Annotated in this window: 20 protein-coding genes and 1 tRNA gene; 8 read left to right on the forward strand and 13 right to left on the reverse strand. The window is 72.6% G+C overall.

The window, feature by feature from the left end:
• Nucleotides 1-128: 128 nt before the first annotated feature.
• Entirely contained in the window at nt 129-1,223 is a 1,095-nt protein-coding gene (locus ACFWGJ_RS23130; RefSeq protein ID WP_387327554.1) for an LLM class flavin-dependent oxidoreductase, read from the forward strand.
• Nucleotides 1,224-1,245: 22 nt separating this feature from the next.
• Here the strand turns inward: ACFWGJ_RS23130 and ACFWGJ_RS23135 are convergent, their stop codons facing one another.
• Nucleotides 1,246-3,303, reverse strand: a complete 2,058-nt coding sequence (locus tag ACFWGJ_RS23135; protein ID WP_387327557.1) for a putative bifunctional diguanylate cyclase/phosphodiesterase — start codon at nt 3,301-3,303, stop codon at nt 1,246-1,248.
• Nucleotides 3,304-3,788: 485 nt separating this feature from the next.
• Between ACFWGJ_RS23135 and ACFWGJ_RS23140 the strand changes: the two genes are divergently transcribed.
• Nucleotides 3,789-5,069: a M6 family metalloprotease domain-containing protein gene (locus tag ACFWGJ_RS23140; RefSeq protein WP_387327560.1), complete on the forward strand. Its 1,281-nt coding sequence runs from the start codon at nt 3,789-3,791 to the stop codon at nt 5,067-5,069.
• Nucleotides 5,070-5,135: 66 nt separating this feature from the next.
• Here the strand turns inward: ACFWGJ_RS23140 and ACFWGJ_RS23145 are convergent.
• From ACFWGJ_RS23145 to ACFWGJ_RS23175, 7 genes are all read right to left on the reverse strand, one after another.
• Nucleotides 5,136-5,209 (reverse strand) — tRNA-Lys (locus ACFWGJ_RS23145).
• Entirely contained in the window at nt 5,200-5,850 is a 651-nt protein-coding gene (locus ACFWGJ_RS23150; RefSeq protein WP_387327563.1) for a bifunctional DNA primase/polymerase, read from the reverse strand. The genes ACFWGJ_RS23145 and ACFWGJ_RS23150 overlap by 10 nt, the downstream gene beginning before the upstream one ends.
• Before the next feature lie 273 nt (nt 5,851-6,123).
• Nucleotides 6,124-6,489 carry a hypothetical protein gene (locus tag ACFWGJ_RS23155; RefSeq protein ID WP_210882345.1) on the reverse strand — a complete coding sequence of 122 codons (366 nt, stop codon included), beginning with the start codon at nt 6,487-6,489 and terminating at the stop codon, nt 6,124-6,126.
• Nucleotides 6,490-6,630: 141 nt separating this feature from the next.
• Entirely contained in the window at nt 6,631-7,965 is a 1,335-nt protein-coding gene (locus ACFWGJ_RS23160; protein ID WP_387327566.1) for an AAA domain-containing protein, read from the reverse strand.
• Nucleotides 7,962-9,614, reverse strand: a complete 1,653-nt coding sequence (locus ACFWGJ_RS23165; protein ID WP_387327569.1) for a hypothetical protein — start codon at nt 9,612-9,614, stop codon at nt 7,962-7,964. Before ACFWGJ_RS23165 ends, ACFWGJ_RS23160 begins: the two co-directional genes overlap by 4 nt.
• Nucleotides 9,611-10,822, reverse strand: a complete 1,212-nt coding sequence (locus ACFWGJ_RS23170; protein ID WP_387327571.1) for a hypothetical protein — start codon at nt 10,820-10,822, stop codon at nt 9,611-9,613. The genes ACFWGJ_RS23165 and ACFWGJ_RS23170 overlap by 4 nt, the downstream gene beginning before the upstream one ends.
• A complete protein-coding gene (locus tag ACFWGJ_RS23175; protein WP_387327574.1) occupies nt 10,746-11,741 on the reverse strand; it encodes a phosphatase PAP2 family protein in 996 nt (331 codons plus the stop codon). The genes ACFWGJ_RS23170 and ACFWGJ_RS23175 overlap by 77 nt, the downstream gene beginning before the upstream one ends.
• A 207-nt stretch (nt 11,742-11,948) precedes the next feature.
• On the opposite strand from ACFWGJ_RS23175, the gene ACFWGJ_RS23180 reads away from it, so the two are divergent.
• Nucleotides 11,949-12,545, forward strand: coding sequence for a histidine phosphatase family protein (locus tag ACFWGJ_RS23180; protein WP_387327575.1), 597 nt, complete (start codon nt 11,949-11,951; stop codon nt 12,543-12,545).
• Between the two features lie 58 nt (nt 12,546-12,603).
• On the opposite strand, the gene ACFWGJ_RS23185 is transcribed toward ACFWGJ_RS23180, so the two are convergent.
• Nucleotides 12,604-14,106 (reverse strand): hypothetical protein, encoded by a 1,503-nt coding sequence (locus ACFWGJ_RS23185; RefSeq protein ID WP_387327577.1) that lies wholly within the window; start codon nt 14,104-14,106, stop codon nt 12,604-12,606.
• Nucleotides 14,107-14,381: 275 nt separating this feature from the next.
• On the opposite strand from ACFWGJ_RS23185, the gene ACFWGJ_RS23190 reads away from it, so the two are divergent.
• Both ACFWGJ_RS23190 and ACFWGJ_RS23195 read left to right on the forward strand, forming a co-directional pair.
• The gene (locus ACFWGJ_RS23190; RefSeq protein ID WP_387327601.1) at nt 14,382-14,762 is read left to right on the forward strand and encodes a hypothetical protein; all 381 of its coding nucleotides are present in this window, start codon (nt 14,382-14,384) and stop codon (nt 14,760-14,762) included.
• A gap of 196 nt (nt 14,763-14,958) precedes the next feature.
• The gene (locus ACFWGJ_RS23195) at nt 14,959-15,819 is read left to right on the forward strand and encodes a spermidine synthase (RefSeq protein WP_387327580.1); all 861 of its coding nucleotides are present in this window, start codon (nt 14,959-14,961) and stop codon (nt 15,817-15,819) included.
• A gap of 99 nt (nt 15,820-15,918) precedes the next feature.
• Here ACFWGJ_RS23195 and ACFWGJ_RS23200 read toward each other — a convergent pair whose 3' ends face one another.
• Nucleotides 15,919-16,482 carry a hypothetical protein gene (locus ACFWGJ_RS23200; protein ID WP_387327582.1) on the reverse strand — a complete coding sequence of 188 codons (564 nt, stop codon included), beginning with the start codon at nt 16,480-16,482 and terminating at the stop codon, nt 15,919-15,921.
• A gap of 110 nt (nt 16,483-16,592) precedes the next feature.
• Here ACFWGJ_RS23200 and ACFWGJ_RS23205 point away from each other — a divergent pair, with 110 nt between their 5' ends.
• The 3 genes from ACFWGJ_RS23205 to ACFWGJ_RS23215 all read left to right on the forward strand — a co-directional run bounded on the left by ACFWGJ_RS23205 (nt 16,593) and on the right by ACFWGJ_RS23215 (nt 20,390).
• Nucleotides 16,593-17,324, forward strand: coding sequence for a response regulator transcription factor (locus ACFWGJ_RS23205; RefSeq protein WP_387327584.1), 732 nt, complete (start codon nt 16,593-16,595; stop codon nt 17,322-17,324).
• Complete coding sequence (locus ACFWGJ_RS23210; RefSeq protein ID WP_387327587.1) at nt 17,321-18,772, forward strand: sensor histidine kinase; 1,452 nt, start codon at nt 17,321-17,323, stop codon at nt 18,770-18,772. The genes ACFWGJ_RS23205 and ACFWGJ_RS23210 overlap by 4 nt, the downstream gene beginning before the upstream one ends.
• Before the next feature lie 136 nt (nt 18,773-18,908).
• Nucleotides 18,909-20,390, forward strand: coding sequence for a cellulose binding domain-containing protein (locus ACFWGJ_RS23215; RefSeq protein ID WP_387327590.1), 1,482 nt, complete (start codon nt 18,909-18,911; stop codon nt 20,388-20,390).
• Nucleotides 20,391-20,590: 200 nt separating this feature from the next.
• Here the strand turns inward: ACFWGJ_RS23215 and ACFWGJ_RS23220 are convergent, their stop codons facing one another.
• The 3 genes from ACFWGJ_RS23220 to ACFWGJ_RS23230 all read right to left on the reverse strand — a co-directional run.
• Entirely contained in the window at nt 20,591-22,021 is a 1,431-nt protein-coding gene (locus tag ACFWGJ_RS23220) for a GH1 family beta-glucosidase (protein ID WP_387327593.1), read from the reverse strand.
• Nucleotides 22,022-22,209: 188 nt separating this feature from the next.
• The gene (locus ACFWGJ_RS23225; RefSeq protein ID WP_387327596.1) at nt 22,210-23,127 is read right to left on the reverse strand and encodes a carbohydrate ABC transporter permease; all 918 of its coding nucleotides are present in this window, start codon (nt 23,125-23,127) and stop codon (nt 22,210-22,212) included.
• A partial coding sequence (locus ACFWGJ_RS23230) for a carbohydrate ABC transporter permease (protein ID WP_387327598.1) occupies nt 23,124-24,094 on the reverse strand: 971 nt, incomplete at its 5' end. The genes ACFWGJ_RS23225 and ACFWGJ_RS23230, both read right to left, overlap by 4 nt.

The following is a 24,094-nucleotide window of genomic DNA, read 5'->3' on the forward strand; positions in this document are numbered from 1 at the left end:
GGGGGGGGGCCCCCCCCCCCCGAGTCAGTGACGGGAAGGGTAGGGGCGGCGGGGGCGAGGGAATAAGCGGAGACAACCTCCTGTTAGGGAATCGCGGACATCGCGAGCGACAAACAGGAGGAACCACCGTGGCGGCACCCGAGACCGGCGACATCCGAGCGGAAGCGAAGGGCACCGCCCCCACCCCCCTCTCCGTCCTGGACCTGGTCACAGTCGGCGCAGGCCACACCGCGACCGAGTCCCTGCGGACAGCGGTCGAGCTGTCCCGCCTCGCGGAGACCCGCGGCTTCCACCGCTACTGGGTGGCCGAGCACCACTCCATGCCGGGCGTGGCCTCCAGCTCACCGGCCGTGATCCTCGCCCACCTCGCGGCCCACACGACCCGCATCCGCCTCGGCTCCGGCGGCGTGATGCTGCCGAACCACGCCCCCCTGGTCATCGCGGAGCAGTTCGGCACGCTCGAAGCGATGGCCCCGGGCCGTATCGACCTGGGCCTGGGCCGGGCCCCGGGCACGGACGGTGCCACGGCCGCGGCCCTGCGCCGCTCGGACCGGCTGAACGAGGGCGCCGACGATTTCCCCCAGCAGCTCGCGGAACTGACCCGGTTCCTGGACGACGACTTCCCGGACGGCCACCCGTACGCCCGTATCCACGCGGTCCCGGGCCCGGTCCAGGCGACCTCGCCCGGCGGTGTCCAGTCCCCGCACCGGCCGCCCGTGTGGCTGCTCGGCTCCTCCGGTTTCAGCGCCCGCCTCGCCGGCACCCTGGGCCTGCCCTTCGCCTTCGCGCACCACTTCTCGGCGCAGAACACCGTCCCGGCGCTCGACCTCTACCGGGAGTCCTTCCGGCCGTCGGCCGTCCTCGACGAGCCCTACGCCCTCATCGGTGTCTCCGCGCTCGCGACGGACGACGAGAAGGAGGCCCGCCGGCAGGTGGAGGCCGCCGCGCTGAACATGGTCCGCCTGCGCACGGGCCGTCCCGGCCTGGTCCCCACTCCGGAGGAGGCGGCGGCCTACGACTTCAGTCCGATGGAGCGGGAGTTCGTCGACTCCTGGAACGCGAACGTCGTCCACGGCACGGCCGACGAGGTCCGCTCGGGCCTGGACGACCTGCAGAAGCGCACGGGCGCCGACGAGCTGATGCTCACCGCCAACGCCCACAGCGGCGCCGTACGCCTGCGCTCGTACGAACTCATCGCGGACGCGTACGGGCTGCCCGCGTAGGCCCCGTGGTTCCGCCCGCGCTCTACCGGACGGCCGCCGCCGACAGGAGCGCGGAGATACGATCCGGCGCCACCGGCCGGGAGTACAGCCAGCCCTGGCCGGTGTCGCAGCCGATGCGCCGCAGGCGGGTCGCCTGGCCCGCCGTCTCCACGCACTCGGCGGTGACGGTGAGGCCGAGCCGGTGCGCCAGCTGGATCATCGCCTCGACGACGACCTCGTCGGCGGGGTTGGGCGGCGTCCCGGTGCCGTCGGCGCCCTCGTACTCCCCGCTCTCGTACTGGAAGCCCCGGACGAACGACCCGTCGAGCTTCAGCACCGAGACGGGCAGCCTGCTGAGGTAGGCGAGGTTCGAGTACCCCGTGCCGAAGTCGTCGATGGCGATGCCCACGCCCATGTCGCTGAGCGCCTGGAGAGCCTGGAGGGGCCGGCCGGCGGAGCCCATCACGGCGGACTCGGTGAGTTCCAGCTGGAGCAGGTGCGGGGCGAGCCCGGTCTCCGCGAGGATCGCCGCCACGTCGGACACCAGGTCGGAGTCCCAGACCTGCCGCACCGCCACGTTGACGCTGACGAAGATCGGCTGCGCGTCCGGGTGCTCCAGCTGCCAGCGGCGGGCCTGCCGGCAGGCGGTGGCCAGCACCCAGCGGCCCAGCTGCACGATCGACCCGTCCTCCTCGGCCAGTCCGATGAACCGATTCGGCGTCAGTGTGCCGAACTGAGGATGGTTCCATCGCACCAGCGCCTCGACGCCGCGCACCACGCCGTCCTCCATGCACACCAGCGGCTGGTACTCCAGGGCGAACTCCCCGCGCTCGACCGCGGGACGCAGGGTGGAGGAGAGCGCCTGACGGGTCATGCGGTGGGCGTTGCGCTCCGGGTCGAAGAGCGTCCAGCGGGCCTTGCCGTCGGCCTTCGCCCAGTACAGCGTGGTGTCGGCGGCCTGCATCAGCCCGGTCGCGGTGGTGCCGGCCGCGTGCCGCTCCACGACACCGATCGAGGCCGAGACCGACAGCCGCTGCCCGGACAGGTCGAAGGGCACCTGCAAGGACTTGAGCACGGAATCGGCCAGGTCCGCGAGCTGTTCCGTACCCGTTGAGTCCTCGACCAGCAGCGCGAACTCGTCGCCGCCGAGCCGGGCGACCAGCGGGGTGGCCGTTCTCGCGTACCCGGCCTCGTTCGCGCAGCGGGTCAGCCGTTCGGCGACGGCCGCCAGCAGCCTGTCCCCGACGCGGTGGCCGAGCGTGTCGTTGACGGCCTTGAATCCGTCCAGGTCCAGATAGCACAGCCCGATCCGGCCGGTGCCGGACTCCTCGTACGCCTCGGCCTCCAGCGCGGCCGACAGACGCTCGAAGAACAGGGTGCGGTTGGGCAGCCGGGTCACCGGATCGTGCATCTGCAGATGCCGCAGCCGCGCCTGGAGCTCCCGGCGGCCACTGATGTCGGAGACCGAGATCAGCACCGCCCGCTCCTCCTCGGGCAGCGGACTGACCGTCACCTGCGCCCAGAGCGAGTGGCCGTCGGGGTGCTTGAGGCGCCGGGTGCAGCGCAGCCGGGCCTGCCGGCCGCGGAGCACCTCGCGGTACGCGTGCCACGTCCGGGCGTCCGAGGCGAGGTCGACCAGGTCGGCGGCGATGCGGCCGACCAGGCTGTCCCCGGCGGAGCCCGTGCCGAGCAGCGCGGCCAGTGTGTCGTTGGCCGTGACGACCCGGCCCTCGCGGTCCACGACGGCCATCGCGAGGGGCGCGGCGGCGAAGGTGGCTCGAAACGTACGGCCGTCGACGTCCGAACCGGCCCCGGACCCGCTCTCCGGGGGCGAGGGGGGTCCGGCCGGGGCGGCGGCCGACAGCCGCGCCGGAAGTCCCGCGGCCAGACCGACCGGGAACTTGGACGAGAGGCCGACCGGAAGCCCGGCCGACAGATCGACAGGACTGTCGATCAGGGGCTCTACCAGGGGCTCGACACGTCGGGCCCGCTCCTCGGGGGAAAGGGTCCCGGCACGAAGAGAGCTCGTGACATGACTCTCTGTGACGGCCGACCGCACGAGGTCTGCCGTGGGCGCCGGTCCATCGGACGTTCCGCTCACCGTTCGCTCCCGCTGTGCACTCGTTCGTCGTACAGGTCTCGTCGGGGGTCGGCCGGTGGTGGACGGCCGCTCCAGCCGTGTCCGCGCAGGAAAGTGTGCCGATCATAGAGGCTGGCCGTTAGGCCTTCCAGCTACCGTCCAGTGTCCCGGAAGGGCACCCCTTTCTGACAGATCGTTTCTGCCCGCACCTGGACAGGTTCCTTCATCGGCCGATCACTTGTGACGTTCCGTGAGTGCTCGGGGTGTCGGCGTGTCCTGGCGCCCCCCTGGTGCTCCCCGATGTTCTCGGTCGGATGTCGGCCCGCTCACTCCTTTGGATCAGATAAACAGGACGTAGGAGAACAAATCATCACAGGCTGGTTGCGGTATCCCGAATTCCGCATCCGGAGGTCGACGTGCCGCGTCTGCTCCCCCTCAAGGGGCTCACCCGTGGCGGGGTCCGACCCCGTTGGTACGGGCAGGTGCGGACCGGTCACGGATGGCGGATGCCCGCGGCCGTGTTCACCTCCATGGCGGCGCTCGCGGCCACCTCCCTGGCGGTCCCCACGGCCGCCGTGCCGCTCTCCGTGCCGTGCGCGCTGAAGCGCACCGCGGCCCACCACTCCGAGGGCGTGGACACCTGGAACGCCGCCTACCCGCGGCCCGCCCGCCGCCTGGACGCGGTGATGGTCTTCCTCTCCTTCCCCGACGCCACGCCCCTGACCGGGCCCGCCGAACTGACGGCCGACTACTTCCCCGCCACCAGCCGCTTCTTCGAACGGGCCTCGTACGGAAAGTTCCAGCTGCGACCGCACCCGCTGCGCGACTGGATCCGGATGCCGCGGCCGTCGACCGCGTACGCCATACAGCGCGACTGGAACGCGGCGTCGCGCTCCGCGTATCTGCGGGACGCCCTCGCGGCGGCCGACAGCCAGGTCGACTTCTCCCGTTACGACGTCGTCTACTTCGTCGCCGATCCCGACGCCCCCGGGGTCGACTCGGACGCCACGAAGGTGGTGAACATGGACGTCCCGCTGCGGGCCGACGGGACGGACATCCGCCGGGTCGTCACGGTGTTCGAGAAGCATCCGCCGGACCGGCTGGTCCTCGCCCACGAGACCGGCCACGTCTTCGATCTGCCCGACCTCTACCACCGGCCCGTCGACGGCAAGGGCGACTGGGACACGTACGTCGGCGACTGGGACCTCATGGGCAGCCAGTTCGGACTCGCCCCCGACCTCTTCGGCTGGCACAAATGGAAACTCGGGTGGCTGGAACCGCGTCAGGTGACGTGCGTACGGGACGCGGGCGGACGGGGTGCGCGACTGACGCTGGAGCCGCTGGCGGCGGGGTCCGCCGTGGCCGCGGCGGGCGGCACCGCGATGGGCGCGCCGGGATCCGAGACGGCGTCCGGGCCGGGGTGGGCGGGGTCCGGGAGCGCGGGCGGCACGAAGCTCGCGGTGGTGCGCACCGCCCGCGACAGCGTCCTCGCTTTCGAGGTGCGGGGGCCGGCAGGCAACGATGAGGAGGCCTGCTCACAGGGTGTGCTCGTCTACCGCGTGCGCGGCGGGGCGGAGTCCGGCCGCGGCCCGATCGAGGTGGTCGACGCGCACCCCGGGTCCGGGACCTGCTGGGACGACTCGGTGTACGCCCCCCTCGCGGACGCGCCGGTCGGCCTCGGCGAGAGCTTCACCGTGCCCGGGGAGGACGTCCGGGTCGAGGTGTCGGACCGGACGGCGTCGGGCGCGTGGACGGTGACGATCTCGACCGGCCGGGACCGTTCCTAGACACCACCCAGAGGGCCCGGGCATGCGAAAAGCCCCCCGCTTCCGCGAGGGGCTTCTCACCGTCTGTGCGCCGCCAGGGACTCGAACCCCGGACCCGCTGATTAAGAGTCAGCTGCTCTAACCAACTGAGCTAGCGGCGCCTGCTGACGTCGTAGACCTTAGCATCCTGATCGGCGGGAGGAAAAATCGATATCGGCGCAGCGGGGAAGGGCTCCGAGAGCCGCCGCCGGGCCGCTGACCGGGCCGCCCGCAGTGCCGCCCACAGCATGATCTCCGGCCCCGGCAGCCAGGGGGTGCGGGTGTCGGGGGCGACCAGCCAGCGGGAGCCGAGACGGCCCGCGGCGGCCGGCTCCGGCGGCGCGCAGGGGACCGGGGCGGGGACGGTCACCGCGTCACCGGTGCCGTGGCACAGGAGCGGCGGGATGGCCCGGCCCCGCTCCGAGGCACCGCCCGATCCCCACTCCTCCCACTCCAGCAGCGAGGGCAGGCGCTGCGCCGTGCCGGGGGCGGCGAACAGCAGCATCCGGCCCCGGTGGGCGGCCACGGGGCCGGAGCCCGGCCCCTCGTCCCACAGCCCGTCGAGCATGAGGCGGCCGAACAGGGCGGGGGCGTTGACGACGTCGAAGACTGATCCGCAGGCGAGGACGACCGGGGCGGTGGGCCGGTCCTCCCAGAGGACGCGCGTACTGCGCGGATACGTTCCTGCCGAGGCGAGCCAGGCGGCGCCCTCCTGCGTGACCCCGGTGACCCCGACCCCGCCGTAGTTCCCATCGATGCTCATACCATCCAGGTCTACCCGCCGTGATCGCCCCCTTCCGCAGGGTTGCCGGAACCCAGGACAGGAGAGGACAGGGTGGAGTATCTTGCCCACCTGGCATATGCCAAGCCGCCCCTCAGGGGCGCGGGGAACGGCGCAGTCTTTGGCTTTCAGGGGCGCGGGGAACGGCGCAATCTTTTGTCTTCAGGGGGCGCAGCCCCCAAGGGGCGCGGGGAACGGCGCGACCAGCCCCCACCGGACCCGCACCCGCCGACCAACCCCCGCCCGGGAGGGCGATCACACCGGATCCGCATACCCCTCCGCGTCAGCCCCCCGCAACAACTCCCGCCCGAACTCCACCATCTTCACCGCATAGTCCTCGGTCCACTCAGCCCGCGCAGCGACCTCCGCCGGGGTGAGCCGATCGAACCGCCGAGGATCCGCGAGCTGCGCCGCGGCCATCGCCTGGAACTCCACGGCCCGATCCGTCGCCGCCCGGAACGCGAGCGCCAACTCCGTGGAGCGCGCCAGCAACGCCAGCGGATCGTCTATCGACTCCAGGTCGAAGAAATGCTCCGGATCGGTCGCCGCCTCCGCCGGCTCGAAGAGCAGCGGCGCGGGGCGAAGCCGCGGCTCGTTCCGACGCGGCGTGGGCTCCGCCATGACTTCTCCTCCTCGTACAGCGGTCGGCCCGTCCGTGTGGGCGGGCCACCGTCCATTGTCCCTTGACCGCGCAAGAGGGCCACCGGCCCCGACGCACGCCCCCGAACCCCCGAACACCCCCGCGCGCACTCACGCGCTCCCTTACGACTCCCACACCACCCGGTGTTCGGACAGATGGGAGAACACCGCGTGGTTCGCCTCCCAGCCGTCCGGGAACTTCACCGTGACGCCCAGCTGCACCGGCTCCGTGGAGGGGTGGTCGTCCAGGAGGTCGGTGACACCGGCGCGGCACACGACGATGCAGGCGTGCCGGTGGCGCGAGGCCAGCACGCACAGGCGGCCCGTCTCCAGATGGAAGGCCGTCGCGTCGGGCCGCCCCGACAGCGGGTGCAGGACGACGGTCACGTCGAACTCGCGGCCCTGCAGCCGGTTCGCCGTGTCGACCGTCACCTCGGGGACGCCCAGTTCGGCCAGCGCCGCCCGGACGGCCGCGGCCTGGTCGCGGTGGGCGGTGCCGACGGCGATGCGGTCGGCGGTCAGCGGGGCCGCGTCGGTCGACCGCTCCGAGGTCGCCGCGCCGCCCCGGTCCAGCAGCCGGCGTACGACCAGGGCGAGGGCATGGACCGCCTCCGGGTCCGTACGCGGGGTGTGCCGGGCGGGCAGCTCCAGCAGGCCCCAGCCCGACTCGGCCGCCTCGTCGATGACGCGGTCGGGGCCCGAACCGTCCGACGGCACCGCGAAGGCGAGCCGCCGGTCGCCGTGGCCCGTGCCGCTGCGGAACGGGGTGAAGGGGTAGAACGCGGCCGACACCAGCGGCGCCGCGGAGGCAGGGAGCCGCCACGAGACCGGCAACCGGTGCTGCGGCAGCTCCGGATTGTGCGCGAGCAGCGTCGTCACGGCCGACGCGGAGGGGTCGTACGACAGGCCCGCCCACTGCTCCGAGCCGACGATCGCGAACGGGTCCAGCTGGCCCGGGTCACCCACGAACAGCGCCCGCTCGAACAGCCCCGCCACGGCCAGCAGCGCGTCCGAGCGCATCTGGTACGCCTCGTCGACGATCGCGTGCCGCCACGGCTCGACCCCTTTGACATGCGCCCACTTCGCGGCCGTCGAGATCACCACGTCGAGCCCGGCGAGGTCACCCGCCTTCGCGGACTTGCGTACGTTCGGCAGGTCGTCGAGCGCCTTGTCGTACGGGTCGGAGTCGCTGCTGTGCAGCCGGCCGACCGGCAGCTCCGGGTTCTTCTCGGCGAGCCGCAGCACCAGGTCGTCCACCTGGGCGTTCGTCTGGGCGATCACCATCAACGGGCGCCCGGCCTCGGCCAGTTCCAGCGCGGCCCGCACGACGAGGGTGGACTTGCCCGCGCCGGGCGGCGAGTCGACCACGACCCCGCGGTGCGCCCCGTGCAGGGTGTCGCGCAGGATCGCGTCGGTGGCGCGGGCGGCCTCGGCCCCCGGGTCGAACACGGTGGTCACAGGACGTCCTCCGGGGTCACGGCGTCGGGCTGCGGGGCGGCTTCGGTCTCTCCGGGCGGCCCGCCGTGCGTCCACGGCGTGTCCTCCGGCTCGGGCAGCTTCGCGCCGCCCCGCTGCTCGTGCTCGAAGAGCGTGAAGCAGAGCGGTTCGCCCTTCTCCGGTACGGATCCGGGCTCGGGTTCCTTGCCGCGGCCCATCTTGTCGAGGATGCGCAGCACGACGAGGGTGCCGCCGGATCCGGACCCGGGCTCGGGCTCGGATCCGGGTTCGGCAGCGCCGCCTGAGCCGTCCTGCTCGTAGCCCACGAACTCCGCCGACTGCGGCTTTCCGCCGAGCGAGCGGTAGACCTTCGCCCGCTCGCCGAGATGCGGCCGGTCGTCCGTCCGGACGGTCACCAGGGGGCGCGGGGCGGCCCGTTTCCCCTCGCTGTACGCCATCACGACATCGACGACCTCACCCGCGAAGGCCTCACCCCCGAGCCGGCGCCCGGCCATGACCAGCGGGTCGTCCAGGGCCTCCTGGGCCTCCAGCCGGGCCTGTTCGCGTTCACGCGTGGCGAGCTTGTTCGCCGCCGTGACCGCGTCGTCGCGGCGCGGCTGCGGCGGCTCGCCGGCGAGGACCCGGTCCCGGTGGCCGGTGAACGACCAGCGGTCGCGGGTCCACCGGTCGGCCGCGCGCGGACCTTCGGGCAGGGTCCGCAGCAGGTCGAGGCCGTGCCACACCGCGTCCCAGGTGGGGCGGGTGCGGCTCGCCACCAGCTCGTGGATCCGCTGCTCGGCGGCGGTCAGTTCACCGAGCCGGTCGTCCGCCTCGACACCGTCCTCGGCGGCGGCGAACGCCGTCCGCGCGCGGTCGTAGCGCTCGATGGCGGGGGCGAGCAGCTTGTTGTCGAAGGCAGGGTCGGTGGCCGGTCCCGCGGGCGGGCAGACGAGCTGGCCCTGGGCGTCCCGCTCCAGCTCGGCGCGCAGCGCCGCCTCGGCGCCGGACTCGCCCTGCGGCGGGTCGATCCAGGCGAGCAGCGCGCCGAGATGCTGGTCCTCCAGGGAGGACTGGCCGGTGGCCCAGTGCCGGGACAGGGCGTCGGTGAGAGCCGTCAGGAGCGACGAACCCGGCACCCGCGCCCGCTCCCCGTAGTGCGTGAGCCACCGCCCGAGCAGTGGCACGCGCGGCGGTGCGGGATAGGGCGTCTCCGGGTCCTGCTCGGCGGTGCGCCGGAACCGCATGGAACGCCCCAGCAGCCGTACGAGCTCGATGCCGGCCCGGCCCGGGACGATCAACTGCGGTGCGTCCGCGCACAGTTCGACCTCGACCTTGACCCGTTTGCCGGTCTCCGGGTCGGTCTCGTTGCGCTCGGCTGCCTCGACGTCGTCCGCGTAGGCGTCGATGTACGGCAGGACGATGTCCGCGAGCTCGGTGAGGAACGCGAAGCGGAGGTCACGGTCGCGGGGCTGCGGTACGACGAGGAGGCGTGGTTCGTCGCGGTCCGTGCCGACCAGTGCGCCGAGCGGGGCGCCGGCCTCTCCCGCGGTGGTGAGCGGGACGAGGACCAGGGGGTGGTCGGTGAGGTGGCGGTGGCGGACGGTGGTGAGGGGTTGGGCGCGGCCGGTGTGTACGGCTTCCAGCCTTGCGAGGGTGGTGATCAGGGTCATTTCGACCCCTGGAGTTCGTTGTCGGGTGCCGCGCCGTCGTGGCTGGTCGCGCAGTTCCCCGCGCCCCTTTGGGGCCCGCCCAGGGCCTCTGCGCGGAGGGCTGCCGCTCTGCGGAGGGTTTCGACCGTGGGGTCCTTCGGGTCTCCCGTGTGGCCGTGGGCCGCTGAGAGGACGTCGGTGACCGTGGTCAGGGAGCCCAGTTCCGCTCGTAGGGAGCGGCCCAGGGCGGTGACCGCGCCCTCGGCGCGGGAGCGGGCACGGCAGTGGAAGGCCAGTTCGCAGGCGGCCAGGCACTCGGGGGCGTAGGTCGCCGGGACCGACTCCACCGCGGCCGTCAGTTCGGCGGCGGGCAGGTCGGGGGAGAAGCAGGTGCCCTCGGGGAGCGCGTCGGCGATGTCCTCGACGCGCGTGAGGCGGTCCAGCTGGCGGCGGGTCACCGAGCACTGCTTGCGGACGTCCACGGCCGACGCGGTGGGCAGGTTGGAGAAGTCCTTCGGGCAGACCAGCAGCACCGTGTGGTGGACCTCGGGCGCGGGGTCGAGCCGGGCCGCGACCTGCTCAAGCGCCAGCACGTACACCGCGGACTGGCGGGCCGCCGCGCCCACCTTGGCCGGGTCCGCCGAACCGTCCAGCATCGGGAAGGACTTGATCTCGACGACCGTCCAGCCGCCGTCGGGGTGCACGACCACCGCGTCCGGCTCCAGGAAGGCGGGGGAGCCCGCCACCTCCAGGGCGAACAGCGGGTGGTCGAGCAGTGTCCAGCCGCCCGCCGCGGTGGCCTCGCGCAACGCCAGCGCCGTACGGGCCGTGCGCCCTTCGGGACCGCTGGCGCCGAGGTCGGGCACCGCGCCGCCGGCGGGCGGTTCGGCCCCCGCGTCCAGCTTCTCGTGCACGAGCCGCAGCAGCTCCGCGCCTCCGTCGGCCTTGACCCGCGCCTCGAAGGCGTTGCCCCGCATGAACGCGAACTGCGACTGCCCGAAGGCCGACGGCGAGCCGAGCGCGCTCGCCAGCGCCGTCTTGTTCACGCCCGCGCCGTCGAGGATCGCGCGCCGGCGGCACCCGGGATTGGCCGCGAGCGCCGCGAGGGCGCGCGCGTCCAGCGGCTGCGGCGGGACGGCCGGGCCGCGCAGCTCAGCGAGCCGCTGCCGGAGTCTCGTCCCCCGAGTCGACGGGACTGACTGCCGGTTCGGCTCCCGGCTCTGCGGCACCCGGGGTGGCTGGGACCTTGCGTTGTCGGGGAAGTCGCTCACCCGGCGAAGTCTGGCACCCTGCACTGACAATCGAGGAACCCGTGTCGTGCGGGGTGACCGGTGTGGCGGCCGGGGGACCCCCGAGGCCCGGTGCGAAGGGACGGATCCCGAACCGTGCCCGGAACGTGTCCGCGAGCCGCAGCACCGGCCGGGTGAGCAGGAATCCGGCGCCCATGACGGCGAAGCCCGCGACGGCGTCCAGGAAGTAGTGGTTGGCGGTGCCCATCACCACGATCGTCGTGATCAGCGGGTACAGGACGCCCGCGATCTTGGTGAGCCGCGTGCCGCCGTACATCCAGAGCATCACGCCGCACCACAGGGCCCAGCCGCAGTGCAGGCTCGGCATCGCCGCGTACTGGTTCGTCATGCCGCCGAGTCCGCGGGGCGCGCTCGCCTCGCCGCCCCACCAGCCGTAGTCGCTGTACTGGGCCATCGTGTCGACGAATCCGTGGCTCGCCGACAGCAGCCGGGGCGGGCAGGTCGGCAGCAGGGTGAAACCGATCAGGCCCATGAACGTGGACGTCATCAACCAGGTCCGGGCGGCCCGGTAGCGCACCGCGCGGGAGCGGAACAGCCAGACCAGGACGGCGGGCGTCACCATGTAGTGCAGTGACGCGTACCAGAAGTCCGCCGGGATGCCGAGCCAGGGTTCACGCGTGAACAGGCGGTTCAGCGGGTGCTCGGCGTTCAGGTAGAAGAACTTCTCCACCCGCAGGATCGCCAGGCCGTGGTCGACGGCGTGGGTCACGTCCCCGCGCGCGAGGAGCCGTCCCGCCGAGTAGGCCCCGTAGACCAGCAGGATCAGGGGCAGCTCGGTCCACCAGCGCAGGCGGGTCCGTGGTGCCGCCTCGCTGACTGGTGCATCGGTCCGCAGCATCCGATTCCTCCCCCTCCTGCTCCCCCGCGCGCAGTGCCGCGGACCAATGTACGGTCTGTGCGCTTCCCTCGCGGTGGCGCCCCCGGTGCTCAAAGACGCGGAGATCGCCCGCCGGGTTGCTTCTCACCCGCGTGCGCGATGATTGAAGTGATCCATCCCTCGTTCTTCCGCGGTTCACCCGCCCGAGTTTCCCCGAAAGGCCCTTTCATGGCACCGCGCATCCTGTTGGCCCGCCACGGACAGACGCAGTGGTCGCTGTCCGGCAAGCACACCGGCAGGACCGACATCCCTCTCCTGGACGAGGGCAGACGCGGCGCGAAACTGCTCGGCGAGCGCCTGCACCGGGCGCCGCTGGACGGGCTTCCCGGGGCGGAGGTCCTCACCAGCCCGCTGGTACGCGCGCGTGAGACGTGCGAGATCGCCGGCTTCGGCGGCCGGGCGACCCCCTGGGACGCGCTCATGGAGTGGGACTACGGCGCGTACGAGGGCCTGACCCCCGACGAGATCCGGGCCGACCGCCCCGACTGGCTGATCTGGCGGGACGGCGTGCCCGGGGGCGAGAGCCTCGCCGAGGTCTCCGCGCGCGCGGACGAGGTCGTCGAGCGGGTCCGCGCCGGGGAGCATGACGTGCTGGTCTTCGCCCACGGCCACATCCTGCGGTCGATCGGCGCCCGCTGGCTCGGCCTGGACCTCGGCTTCGCTGCCCGTGTCCGCCTCAACCCCACGTCCCTCTCCGTCCTGGGCTGGGCCTACGGAGAGCCCGCGATCGAGACCTGGAACGACTGCGGCCACCTGATCCCGTAGCCGGGCACGGCCGAGCCCGGCCCGGTCCGGCCCGGGCACACCCTGATCCGGGCACGGCCTAGGCGGGTCGCGGCAGGGCCCCGTGCCGTGCCAGGAAGTCCGACACCCCCGACGCGCGGCGGTGCGGCAGCAGGACCCTGGCCGTCCCCGCCAGCATGGTCTGCACCCGGGACGACTGGACCTCGTCCAGCAGGTCCAGGACGCGCAGCCCGGCCGCGGCGGCCTCGTCCGGATGCCCGGCGCGGGCCAGGTCGTCGGCGAGTTCGGCCGTGTACAGCGCGAGATTGCGGGTGAAGTGCGGGTCCTGGAGCCGGGTCGCCCGGCGGGCCTGGTGGGCGGCGCGCTGCCAGTCGCCGAGCGTCGACCAGCACTGCGCCTCCAGGCCGGCCAGTTCGGCGTCTCCGTAGAAGCTCATCCACTCCGGATCTGCGTCGCAGGGGCCCCGCCCGTACAGGGCCTGCGCCCGGGTCAGCGCCTGCTCGCAGCCCCGCCGGTCGGCCAGCCCCGCCCAGCCGCCCGCCTCGCGCAGCGCGAGCAGCGACAGGAGCCGGGCCGAGCCCAGGGGGCGCGCCGCGTACTGCGCGGCCTGGGCCGCCCGCACCGCCTCGCGGGGCCGTCCCGCGTCCCGGGCGAGGAAGGACGTGTTGCAGAAGGCGTGTGCCTCCAGGGCCGGGTCCCTGGCCACCCGGGCCGTCGCGAGCGCCTCCGCGTAGTGCGAGCGGGCGTCGTCGAACCGCCCCGAGTCGTGCGCCAGCCAGCCGACCGAGATGGCCAGCTCACCGGCCCCGGTGTGCAGCCGGTCGGTGGTCGCCTGCCGTGCCGCACCGGCGTCCAGCAGGGCGTACGCGGCCCGCAGTGGAGCCGCCGCCCTCCGGTACAGCCCGTCGGCGCCGTGCCGGTCGTCCAGCAGGCGGATCTTGCGGACGGCCTCTTCCAGCGCCCCCGCCTCCGCTTCGCCGGCGCGGCGCACGGATCGCGGCGCGGCCTCGGCCGTGCCGCCGAACGCGAGCCCCCAGGGGCCCAACGAGGCGGCCGCCACCGTGGCGGTACCGCCGCTCATGAATGCGCGACGTTGCACGTCGCTCTCCTCGTGGTTCCGATCGGCGATCTCGTGCGGGTCGTACGGCTCCTGCGCGTCGTACGACGTATACGGGTCGTGTGTCGTTACATACGGCTCGTACGCCCCGTCCGTCTCATGCGGGGCGGACAGTGGGCTCGTGGTGCGTGGAGCGGGCGCCACCTCGGCGGTGCGCGCCCCCCGTCCACGTACCGCCGAACGGGGGACGAACCCCAGGTCGGTCAGTGTCCGGCCGGGGAACATGTGCAGGAAAACCCGTTCGTACGCGTAGTTGGGACAGCGGATCTCGCCCGCCTCGACCCGCCCGATGTAGCGCGCGTCGCAGCTGACCCGTTCGTCGATCTCCCGGGCCGCCCGCCGCACGGCGGCGGCGAACTCGCCCGGCGAGCGCTGTCCGCGCAGGCGCCGGAAGGCGAGATTCGGCCGTGGCGGCCGAGGTGGCCGGGGTGACTGGGACGACGAGGTCGTCGGTGACGACGCCATGGCCGGGCCCTCTCTCGCGAACCGTCGAACCATGCCGGAAACGGGGCGAGTTGATCATGTGAGCGATCGAGCCGCACCGGTGTTCCGGCGGGCACGAACGTACCCGCTGTGACGAGGCCACCACGCGGGGTTTGGCTACAAAACGGATATCTCATCCCTGATCTGCCATGAACTGCCATCCTTTGCGGCCGAGTTTCGCCGTAGCCGTTGACGCTGTGCAGCGTTGAACCATGTGGTGTGCTCGATCGAGGAGGGGTTCCGTGGTGGAGGCCAGGATGGAGACCAGGCAGAGCGAAGGCCGCGGGGGCCCTTGTGACCTCGTCACCGTGCCCGCCCGGCAGGGGCTGGAGGCCGTCGACATCCTGCGGCGGGGTGCTCCCGCCGAGGCGGTCGGGCCCGTTCTGCACGACGACAACTGCGACACGCTGGGGTTTCTGGTGCCGCCCGGTACGGCTTCCGCGTGGGACGTCCCCGGCAGTACGTGTACGCGGACCGACGGGCGGGGGGTGCGGCTGGCGCCGCCCGAGCCGCCCGTCGAGGGGTCGGACTGGCTGCTGCCGCCGGGGGAGGCGGAGCTGGCGACGGATCCTGCGGTGTTGCGGGCGGCGTTGGGGGAGGCGGCTCGGTTGATCGAGGCCGCGGACAACTGCCGTTGAGGTTGGCCCTGGGGGTTTGGGGGGCTTGGTGTCTCGTTGTCGGGTGCGGGTGCGTTGTGGCTGGTCGCGCAGTTCCCCGCGCCCCTAAAGGCAAAGGACTGCGCCGTTCCCCGCGCCCCTATGAGGGCTGCGCCCCTTGAAAGCGAAAGATTGCGCCGTTCCCCGCGCCCCTTTTGGGCTGGTCGATAATGGGGGGATGGGTAAGGGGAAGAGTCGGCGTGGGGTGGGTGCGGCCGTTGTTGTCGAGGTTGACGGGGGGCTTGCCGAGTTGTTGCCCGATCGGGAGCGGGCGCGGGCGTGGACCCTGCTCATCGACGGGGCTCCGCAGTCGCATGTCGACCTCGACGATCCGGCGTACCTCGGTTTCGAGTACCAGCGCCGCATCGGGCACGTCATCGACCTCGTCGCCCCGCCCGGCAAACCCGTGCACGCCGTGCACCTCGGCGGTGGCGCCCTCACCCTCGCCCGGTACGTCGCCGCCACCCGCCCCCGCTCGACCCAGCAGGTCGTCGAACGGGACGCGGCGCTCGTCCAACTGGTGCGACGCGAACTTCCGTTGGACCCGAACGCCCGGATTCGCGTGCGGTCCGCCGACGCGCGCGACGGGCTCGCCAAGGTCCCGGACGGCTGGGCGGACCTGGTCGTCGCGGACGTGTTCAGCGGGGCGCGCACGCCCGCGCATCTGACATCCGGAGAGTTCCTCACCGAGGTCCGCAGGGTCGTGAAGGCCGGTGGCCTGTACGCCGCCAACCTCGCCGACGGTCCGCCCCTGGCGCATCTGCGCGGCCAGATCGCCACCGCGGCCGGCGTCTTCCCCGAACTCGCCCTCGTCGCCGACCCCACGGTCCTGCGCGGCAAACGCTTCGGCAACGCGGTCCTGGTCGCCTCCGACCAGCCGCTGCCGGTCGCGGAACTGACCCGCCGAGCGGCCTCCGACCCCCACCCGGCCAGAGTCGAACACGGCAAGGCGCTGAGGGACTTCACCGGCGGAGCGGCCCCGGTGACGGACGCGGAGGCAGTCCCCTCCCCGGCTCCTCCACCATCCGCTTTCAAGTAGGGGCCCACCATGGCGCCCCCTCAGGGGCGCGGGGAACTGCGCGACCAGCCCCCACCGGACCCGCAGCCGAAGTCAGAACCCTCAGAACCCTCAGAACCCTCAGTAAGTGTTCACTTCGACCCGCGGCGCGGAGTCGTGCCACGTACAGAACACCGACACCCGATCCGCCCCGGACGAGAACTCCACCCGAATCCACGTCTCCGTCTTCCACAGCTGCATCGACCACCCGGACGCGGGCGTCGCGGACACCAGCGCCGCGGACGTCTTCCCGAGGTCGAAGACGGCCCGCCCCCCGTCGGTGTCGTAACTCTTCACCTCACCGGAGACCCCCGCGCTCGGCGAAGCCCCACCCGCCGGCTTCGAACGCGACGGCGACGGTGCCGGTGACGACGAAGTCGAGGGCGCGGCCGAAGACGAACCGCTCGCACGCGGCGACCGGCTCTTCGACGGCGAGGCCGCCGACTCCGCCGGGGACTGCGGCCGACTCGTCGAGGACGACAGCGGTTTCGCCCCCTGCGTGGTGCCGTCCGCCGCGATCGGCAGCGCCCGCGGCGGGTCGTAGGCCGTCCCGGTCATGACCGTGTGCACACCCCACCACGACAGCGTGACCGCCGCGCCCGTGGCGAGCGACCAAGCCAGTACGTGTACGAGTCCTCTGCGCATCGCGGGCCATCCTGCCCCACGAGTCCCGTCGCTGTCGCGTGTGTCCACAGGCCCGGGAGTTGTCCACAGGCCCAGGACCCGGTCCGCCGGATTGGCGTACGGTGCGGCCCATGGCAAGTGTGCTCGTGGTCGAGGACGACCAGTTCGTACGCTCCGCCCTCATCCGGCATCTGACCGAGGCCGCGCACACGGTGCGCAGTGTCGGCACGGCCCTTGAGGCGTTGCGCGAGGTCGCCCATTTCCGTTTCGACGTCGTGATCCTGGATCTCGGCCTGCCCGACCTGGACGGGTCGGAGGCGCTGAAGATGCTGCGCGGCATCACCGACGTGCCCGTGATCGTGGCGACCGCGCGGGACGACGAGACGGAGATCGTCCGGCTGCTGAACGACGGCGCGGACGACTACCTGACCAAGCCGTTCTCGGTCGAGCACCTGTCGGCGAGGATGGCGGCGGTCCTGCGCCGGGCCCGGTCCTCGGCCTCGGAGCCACCGCCCTCGCCCCAGCTCAGGGTCGGCGGGCTCGCCATCGACCCGCTGCGCCGCCAGGCCGAACTGGACGGCGTACGACTGGATCTGACCCGGCGCGAGTTCGACCTGCTGGCCTTCCTCGCGGGGCGGCCCGGTGTCGTCGTGGCGCGCAGGGAGCTGCTGGCCGAGGTGTGGCAGCAGTCCTACGGGGACGACCAGACGATCGACGTGCATCTGTCGTGGCTGCGGCGGAAGCTGGGCGAGACGGCGGCCCGGCCGCGCTATCTGCACACCCTGCGCGGGGTCGGCGTGAAGCTGGAGCCGCCCGGGCAGGGCGGACTGCGCGGTCCCGCGGGCACGGAGCCGGCGCGATGAGGTGGGCGCTGGTGAAGGTCTGCGTGGCCGTCACCACGATGGTCGTGGTGGCCTTCGCGGTCCCGCTGGGCCTGGTGATCAGGGAGATGGCGCGGGACCGCGCGTTCTCGAACGCCGAGCGGGAGGCGGCGGCCGTCGCCCCCGCGCTCTCGATCACCACCGACCGGGCCGAGTTGGAGAAGGTCGTCGCCTCGGCCGCGTCGGACGCGGGCATGGCCGTGCACATACCCGCGGGCGGCGGCAGCGGCGCCGCGGGTGACGGCGGGGCCGACGGTGGCGCCGGCGGGAAGCAGCAGGCCGTCGACATCGGGCGGCAGCGCGCCGCCGACGAGGACATCGCCACGACCCGGAGGCTGGGCCGGGCCTCCACCACCGAAGTGCCCGGCGGATCCACGCTGTTGCAGCCCGTCGCGCTCAGCTCCGGCGAGATCGCGGTCGTCGAGGTGTACGTCCCCGAGGCGGAGGTCACCAACGGCCTGGGCACCGCCTGGGCCGTCCTCGCCGGGGTCGGGGTCGCGCTGATCGTCGGCTCGGTCGCGGTGGCCGACCGGCTCGGCGTGCGGATGGTGCAGCCCGCGCAGCGCCTGGTGGAGAGCGCGCACGAACTGGGGGAGGGGAAGCTGGGCGCGCGGGTGCCCGAGGAGGGGCCGACCGAGCTGCGGCTCGCGGCGGTCGCCTTCAACTCGATGGCCGACCAGGTCGTCCAACTGCTCGCCAACGAGCGGGAGCTGGCGGCCGACCTCTCGCACCGGCTGCGTACCCCGCTGACCGTGCTGCGGCTGAACGCGGCCTCGCTCGGTGACGGGCCCGCCGCCGAGCAGACCCGGGCCGCCGTCGCCCAGCTGGAGCGCGAGGTCGACACGATCATCCGTACGGCCCGGGACGCCAAGCCGCAGACCGCGGCGGTCGGCGTCGGCGTCGGCTGCGACGCGGCCGAGGTGGTCCGGGAGCGGATGGACTTCTGGTCGGCGCTCGCCGAGGACGAGGGCCGCAAGGTGCGGGTGGCCGGGGTCGACCGGCCCGTACGGATACCCGTGGCCCGCGCCGATCTCGTCGCCGCGCTCGACGCGCTCCTCGGGAACGTGTTCCGGCACACCGCCGAGGGCACGGCCTTCGCGGTCGACGTGCACAACGGCGAGGACGCGGTGATCGTCCTCGTCTCGGACGCGGGCCCGGGGATAGCCGACCCGCAGGCCGCGATGGCCCGTGGCCGCGGCTCCGGCGCCGACGGCTCGACCGGACTGGGCCTCGACATCGTGAGCCGGCTCGCGGAGTCGACCGGCGGGGACGTGCGGATCGGCCGTTCCGTCCTCGGCGGCACCGAGGTCAGGATCTGGATCCAGCTGGACGGGCGCGAGCCCGAGCGGCGAGGCCACCGGGGCTCGGTGCGCCGACGCCGGACCCCCAGATTGGTCTCGACCTTTAACCGTCCCCGATCCCTTCCTTAAGCGCACCCTAAGAACCACGAGCCTCGCCCGGATCAGGCGTTTTGCCGGTTTCCGGCTCGCTAGCGTGCTGCCGCACCCCCACCCTCGGTCCCGTCCACGGGAGACCGGGGTCCCGTACAGCGAAGGCAGGCACGCGATGAGCACGCACCGGCGCATGGCCAGTGGCAGGAACAAGGCGATAGGCGGCGTGGTCGCCGCGGCCGTGGTCGGCGGCGGAGCGCTCATGTTCTCGGGTACGGCACAGGCGGCGGGCGTCGGCGCCGCGTACACGAAGACCAGCGACTGGTCGACGGGCTACACCGCGCAGTACGTCGTGGCCAACGACAGCGCCGGTGCGAAGACGGACTGGACGCTGGAGTTCGACCTGCCGTCGGGCGCCGAGCTCAGCTCGCTGTGGAACGCCGAGTCGAAGGTGAGCGGCCGGCACGTCACGGTGAAGCCGCCGTCCTGGGACAAGGACGGCCTCGCCCGGGGCGAGTCGGTGACCGTCGGCTTCGTGGTGCGCGGCTCGGGCGACCCGACCGGCTGTCTCGTCGACGGCGCCAAGTGCTCGGTGGACGACGCCGCGACACCGGAGCCCACCGGCCGCCCGACGCAGACCTCGACCGCGTCTGCGTCTCCGGAACCGACGAAGGCCACCGCGACCCCGACCGCCACGGCCACCGGGACCAAGAGCCCGACCGCCACCCCCACGCCCTCCGGGACCACCGGCAGCGGCACGGCCGCCGGCGCCGGCTTCGCGCCCTACGTCGACACCTCCCTCTACCCTGCCTTCGACCTGCTGGCCCACTCCGCGGCCACCGGGGTGAAGGAGTACAACCTCGCCTTCGTCACGGACGGCGGCGGCTGCACCCCCAAGTGGGGCGGGGTGACGGACCTCGGCGGTGACGCGGTCGCCGCGCAGATCGGCGCCCTGCGGGGCAAGGGCGGTGACGTCCGTGTCTCGTTCGGCGGCGCGTCCGGCTCCGAACTGGCGCTGAACTGCTCGTCGGCGGACGCCCTCGCGGCGGCGTACGGCAAGGCCGTGGACGCGTACGACCTGACGAAGGTCGACTTCGACGTGGAGGGCGGCGCCCTGCCGAACACCGCGGCGAACACCCGCAGGGCGCAGGCGATCGCGAAGCTGCAGGCGCAGCACCCGGACCTGGACGTCTCGTTCACCCTGCCCGTCATGCCGGAGGGCCTCACCCAGGACGGCGTGAGCCTGCTCGCCGACGCCAAGGCGAACGGCGTCGGCATCGACACGGTCAACATCATGGCGATGGACTACGGACCGGCCTACAGCGACGACATGGGCACCTACGCCGAGCAGGCGGCCACCGCGACCCAGGCGCAGATCAAGGGGGTTCTCGGGCTCTCCGACTCCGCCGCCTGGAAGGCGGTCGCCGTCACCCCGATGATCGGCGTCAACGACGTCGCGTCGGAGATCTTCAAGGTCGAGGACGCCACCCAGCTGGTGAACTTCGCCGAGTCGAAGGGGCTCGGCTGGCTCTCCCTGTGGTCCGCCACCCGCGACAAGAGTTGCGCGGGCGGCACCAAGCCCACCGCCGACGCCACCTGCAGCTCGATCCTCCAGGACGCGAACGCCTTCTCGAAGGCCTTCGCCGCCTACAAGTAGCCGCTCGCGAACACCCCTTGAGCGGTACCCCCGGACGCCCCCGCAGGAGGTCATGCCCGCGCGGGGGTCGCGCGCCCCGGCCGGCCTTCCCCCCCACCCGGCCGGGGCGCGCGTGCACGCGTACGCGGGGCGCGGCACTCCCCTCACCGTGTGCCGCGCCCCGTCCCCGCCCGCTTCCCCCAGGAGGGGCGTCTACGCGGTCACTCGGCCGGGCTCACCGGCGGCAGCTCGCCGCTGCGGGCCGCCTCGCGGTACCACAGGGCGCTCGACTTCGGCGTGCGCGCCTGGGTCGCGTAGTCCACGTACACCGCGCCGAAGCGCTTGCCGTAGCCGTACGCCCACTCGAAGTTGTCCATCAGGGACCACAGGTAGTAGCCGCGGACGTCCGCGCCCTCGGCGATCGCGCGGCGGACCGCGCGCAGGTGTCCGTGCAGGTAGGCGATGCGCTCCGGGTCGTGGACGCGGCCGTCCGGGTCGGGCTTGTCGTCGTAGGCGGCGCCGTTCTCCGTGATGTACAGCGGCAGGCCGGGCACCTCCCGCGTGTAGCGCATGATCAGGTCCTGGAGGCCCGACGGGTCGATCGTCCAGCCCATCTCGGTGCGCTCGCCGGGCGTCTGGTGGAAGGCGACGTCGTCCGCGCCCGGCCAGGGGGAGGACGTGCTCGCCCCGTGGCCGTCCGCGCGCGGTCCCGACGCGTCCGCCGGGGCGGCCGACACCAGCGTGGGCGTGTAGTAGTTCAGGCCGAGCGCGTCCAGCGGCTGCCTGATCAGGGCGAGATCGCCGTCGCGCACGTAGGACCAGTCCGTCACCGAGGCCGTCGCCGCGAGGAGGGTCTGCGGGTACGCGCCGTGCAGCATCGGGCCGTGGAAGATGCCGTTGGCCAGGTCGTCGATGCGCTGGACCGCCGCCAGGTCGGCGGGGTCCTGGGTGAGCGGCCTGACCACGGAGGAGTTGAGGCTCACCGCGATGGAGTTGCGGGCGGGCATCGCGGTGCGCAGGGCCTTGGTGCCCAGGCCGTGCGCGAGGTTGAGGTGGTGCGCCGCCCGCAGGGAGGCCTCGTGGTCGGTGCGGCCGGGGGCGTGCACACCGGACGCGTACCCGAGGAAGGCGCTGCACCAGGGCTCGTTGAGCGTGATCCACTGCTCGACGCGGTCCCCGAGTGCCTCGCCGACGATCTGCGCGTACTCGGCGAAGCGCAGCGCGGTGTCGCGCTCGGGCCAGCCGCCCGCGTCCTCCAGCTCCTGGGGGAGGTCCCAGTGGTAGAGGGTGATCGCGGGCTTGATGCCGTGCGAGAGCAGCTCGTCGACCAGGCGGCGGTAGAAGTCGAGGCCGCGCTGCACGGCGGGCCCGCGGCCCGTCGGCTGCACCCGGGACCAGGACACCGAGAAGCGGTACGCGGTCAGACCCAGGTCCGCCATCATCGCCACGTCGTCGCGGTAGCGGTGGTAGTGGTCGTTGGCGATGTCGCCGTTCTCACCGCCCGCCGTCTTGCCGGGCGTATGGCTGAAGGTGTCCCAGATCGAGGGCGTACGGCCGTCCTCCCGCACCGCCCCCTCGATCTGGTACGCGGAGGTCGCGGAGCCCCAGAGGAAGGCGGGCGGGAAAGTCACGGGCGTTTCGGGCTCGGGCATGGAAGCGCTCCCATGGGAGGAGGGTCGTAGGAGACCGGGGTGATGAGACCAGGTGTGTGAGGTACCGGAGGGGCACGAGGTACCGGGCGTACGGGGTGCGGGACGGGGGCGAGGCGGCGGCTCGGCCCCCGTCGGGCGCGCGTGCGGGTGCGCGTGGCGGGTGCGGGCGTGGTCCGGGGCGTGGCGGATCAGCCCTTGATCGCGCCCTGCATGATGCCGCCCACGATCTGCTTGCCGAACAGCAGGAAGGCGATGAGCAGCGGCAGCGTGCCCAGCAGCGCGCCCGCCATGATCACTGCCTGGTCGGGCACATAGCCCGTACCGAGCGAGTTGAGGGCGACCTGCACGGTGGGGTTCTGCTGGTTGAGCGCGATGATCGGCCACAGGAAGTCGTTCCAGGCCATCACGAACGTCAGCAGTCCGAGCACGGCCATCGCCGGCCGCGCCGCCGGGAAGACGACGTGCCACACGACGCGCAGACTGCTCGCGCCGTCGACCCGCGCCGCCTCGATCAGCTCACTGGGCAGCGCCTGGATCAGGTACTGCCGCATGAAGAACGTACCGAATGCGCTGACCAGGGTCGGCAGGATGACCGTCTGCAGCTGGTTGGACCAGCCCAGCTCGCTCATCCACAGATACAGGGGTACGACGGCCAGCTGCGGCGGGATCATCATCGTGCCGATGGTCAGCAGCAGCAGGACGTTCGAGAACTTGAACCGCAGTTTGGCGAAGGCGAAGCCGGCGAGCGTGGAGAACAGGACCGTGCCGACGGTGATGGTGCCGGCGACGATCGTGCTGTTGACCATCGCGGTGCCCAGGCCCCCCTCCTCCCACGCGCTCTGCAGGTTCTTGAAGAGGTTCCCGCCGATCCACAGCGGCGGCGGGGTCTCGGCGAGCCGCTGATTGGTGCGCGAGGCCGCGACCACGGTCCACAGCAGCGGCGCCAGCGAGACGAGGGCGAAGACCGCCAGGACGACGTAGGTGACGGGACCCGCGTGCATCTGTTTGCCCGCGCCCATCAGCCGGCGCCGTCCGGAGGCGTCCCGGGCGGCCCTCTCGGCCGCGTCCATCGGCGCCTGAGGAGGCGTCAGTTCGCTAGTGGTCATTGGGACTTCCTCAGCCGTCGGGTGATCAGCAGGTTGACCGCGGCGACGATCAGCAGGATCAGGAACATCGTCCAGGCGATCGCGGACGCCTTGCCGAGGTTGCCGATGATCCAGCCCTGGTCGTACATGTAGAGGCCGAGCGTCTGGTACTGGTGCTCGGAGCCGCCCTTGGAACCGCTGACCCCGCCGAACAGGAGCGGTTCGCCGAACAGCTGCGTCGCGCCGATCGTGGAGACGACCACGGTGAACAGGATGGTGGGCCGCAGCATCGGGATCGTCACATGGCGGAACTGCTGCCAGCGGCCGGCGCCGTCCAGGGCCGCCGACTCGTACAGGTCGGCGGGGATCGCCTGCATCGCGGCGAGGTAGATCAGCGCGTTGTAGCCGGTCCACCGCCAGATCACGATCGAGGAGACGGCGAACTGCGAACCCCAGGTGGATTCACGCCAGTTGATCGCGTCCACCCCGACGAAGTGCAGCAGCCAGTTGATCATGCCGCCGTCCCACGAGTACAGCAGGACGAACACCAGGGTCGCCGCCGCCACCGAGGTGGCGTACGGGGTGAGCATCACGACCCGCCACAGGGTCGAGCCCCGCAGCTTGTAGTTGAGCAGATGCGCGATGCCGATCGCCATGAGCAGCTGCGGCACGGTCGAGATCACACCGATGGTGAAGGTGTTCTGCAGCGCTCCCCAGAAGAAGTCCGAGGACATCAGGTTCTTGTAGTTGTCCAGGCCGACCCAGGTCTGCTGGTCCAGGTTGGACAGCTGCACGTTGTGCAGCGAGTACCAGGCCGTGTACAGCAGCGGGATGAGCCCGAAGGCACCGAAGAAGATGAAGAAGGGGGCGACGAACGCGTACGGGGACGCCTTCATGTCCCAGCGGTACAGCCGGCTGCGCCACGAGCCGGGGCCCGGGGGCGGTGTACCGCGACCGTGAGCACGGCGCGCCGCGCCCGGCTGGGAGC

Origin of the sequence: Streptomyces sp. NPDC060205, from assembly GCF_042728395.1 — a bacterium.
Classification (GTDB): Bacteria; Actinomycetota; Actinomycetes; order Streptomycetales; family Streptomycetaceae; genus Streptomyces.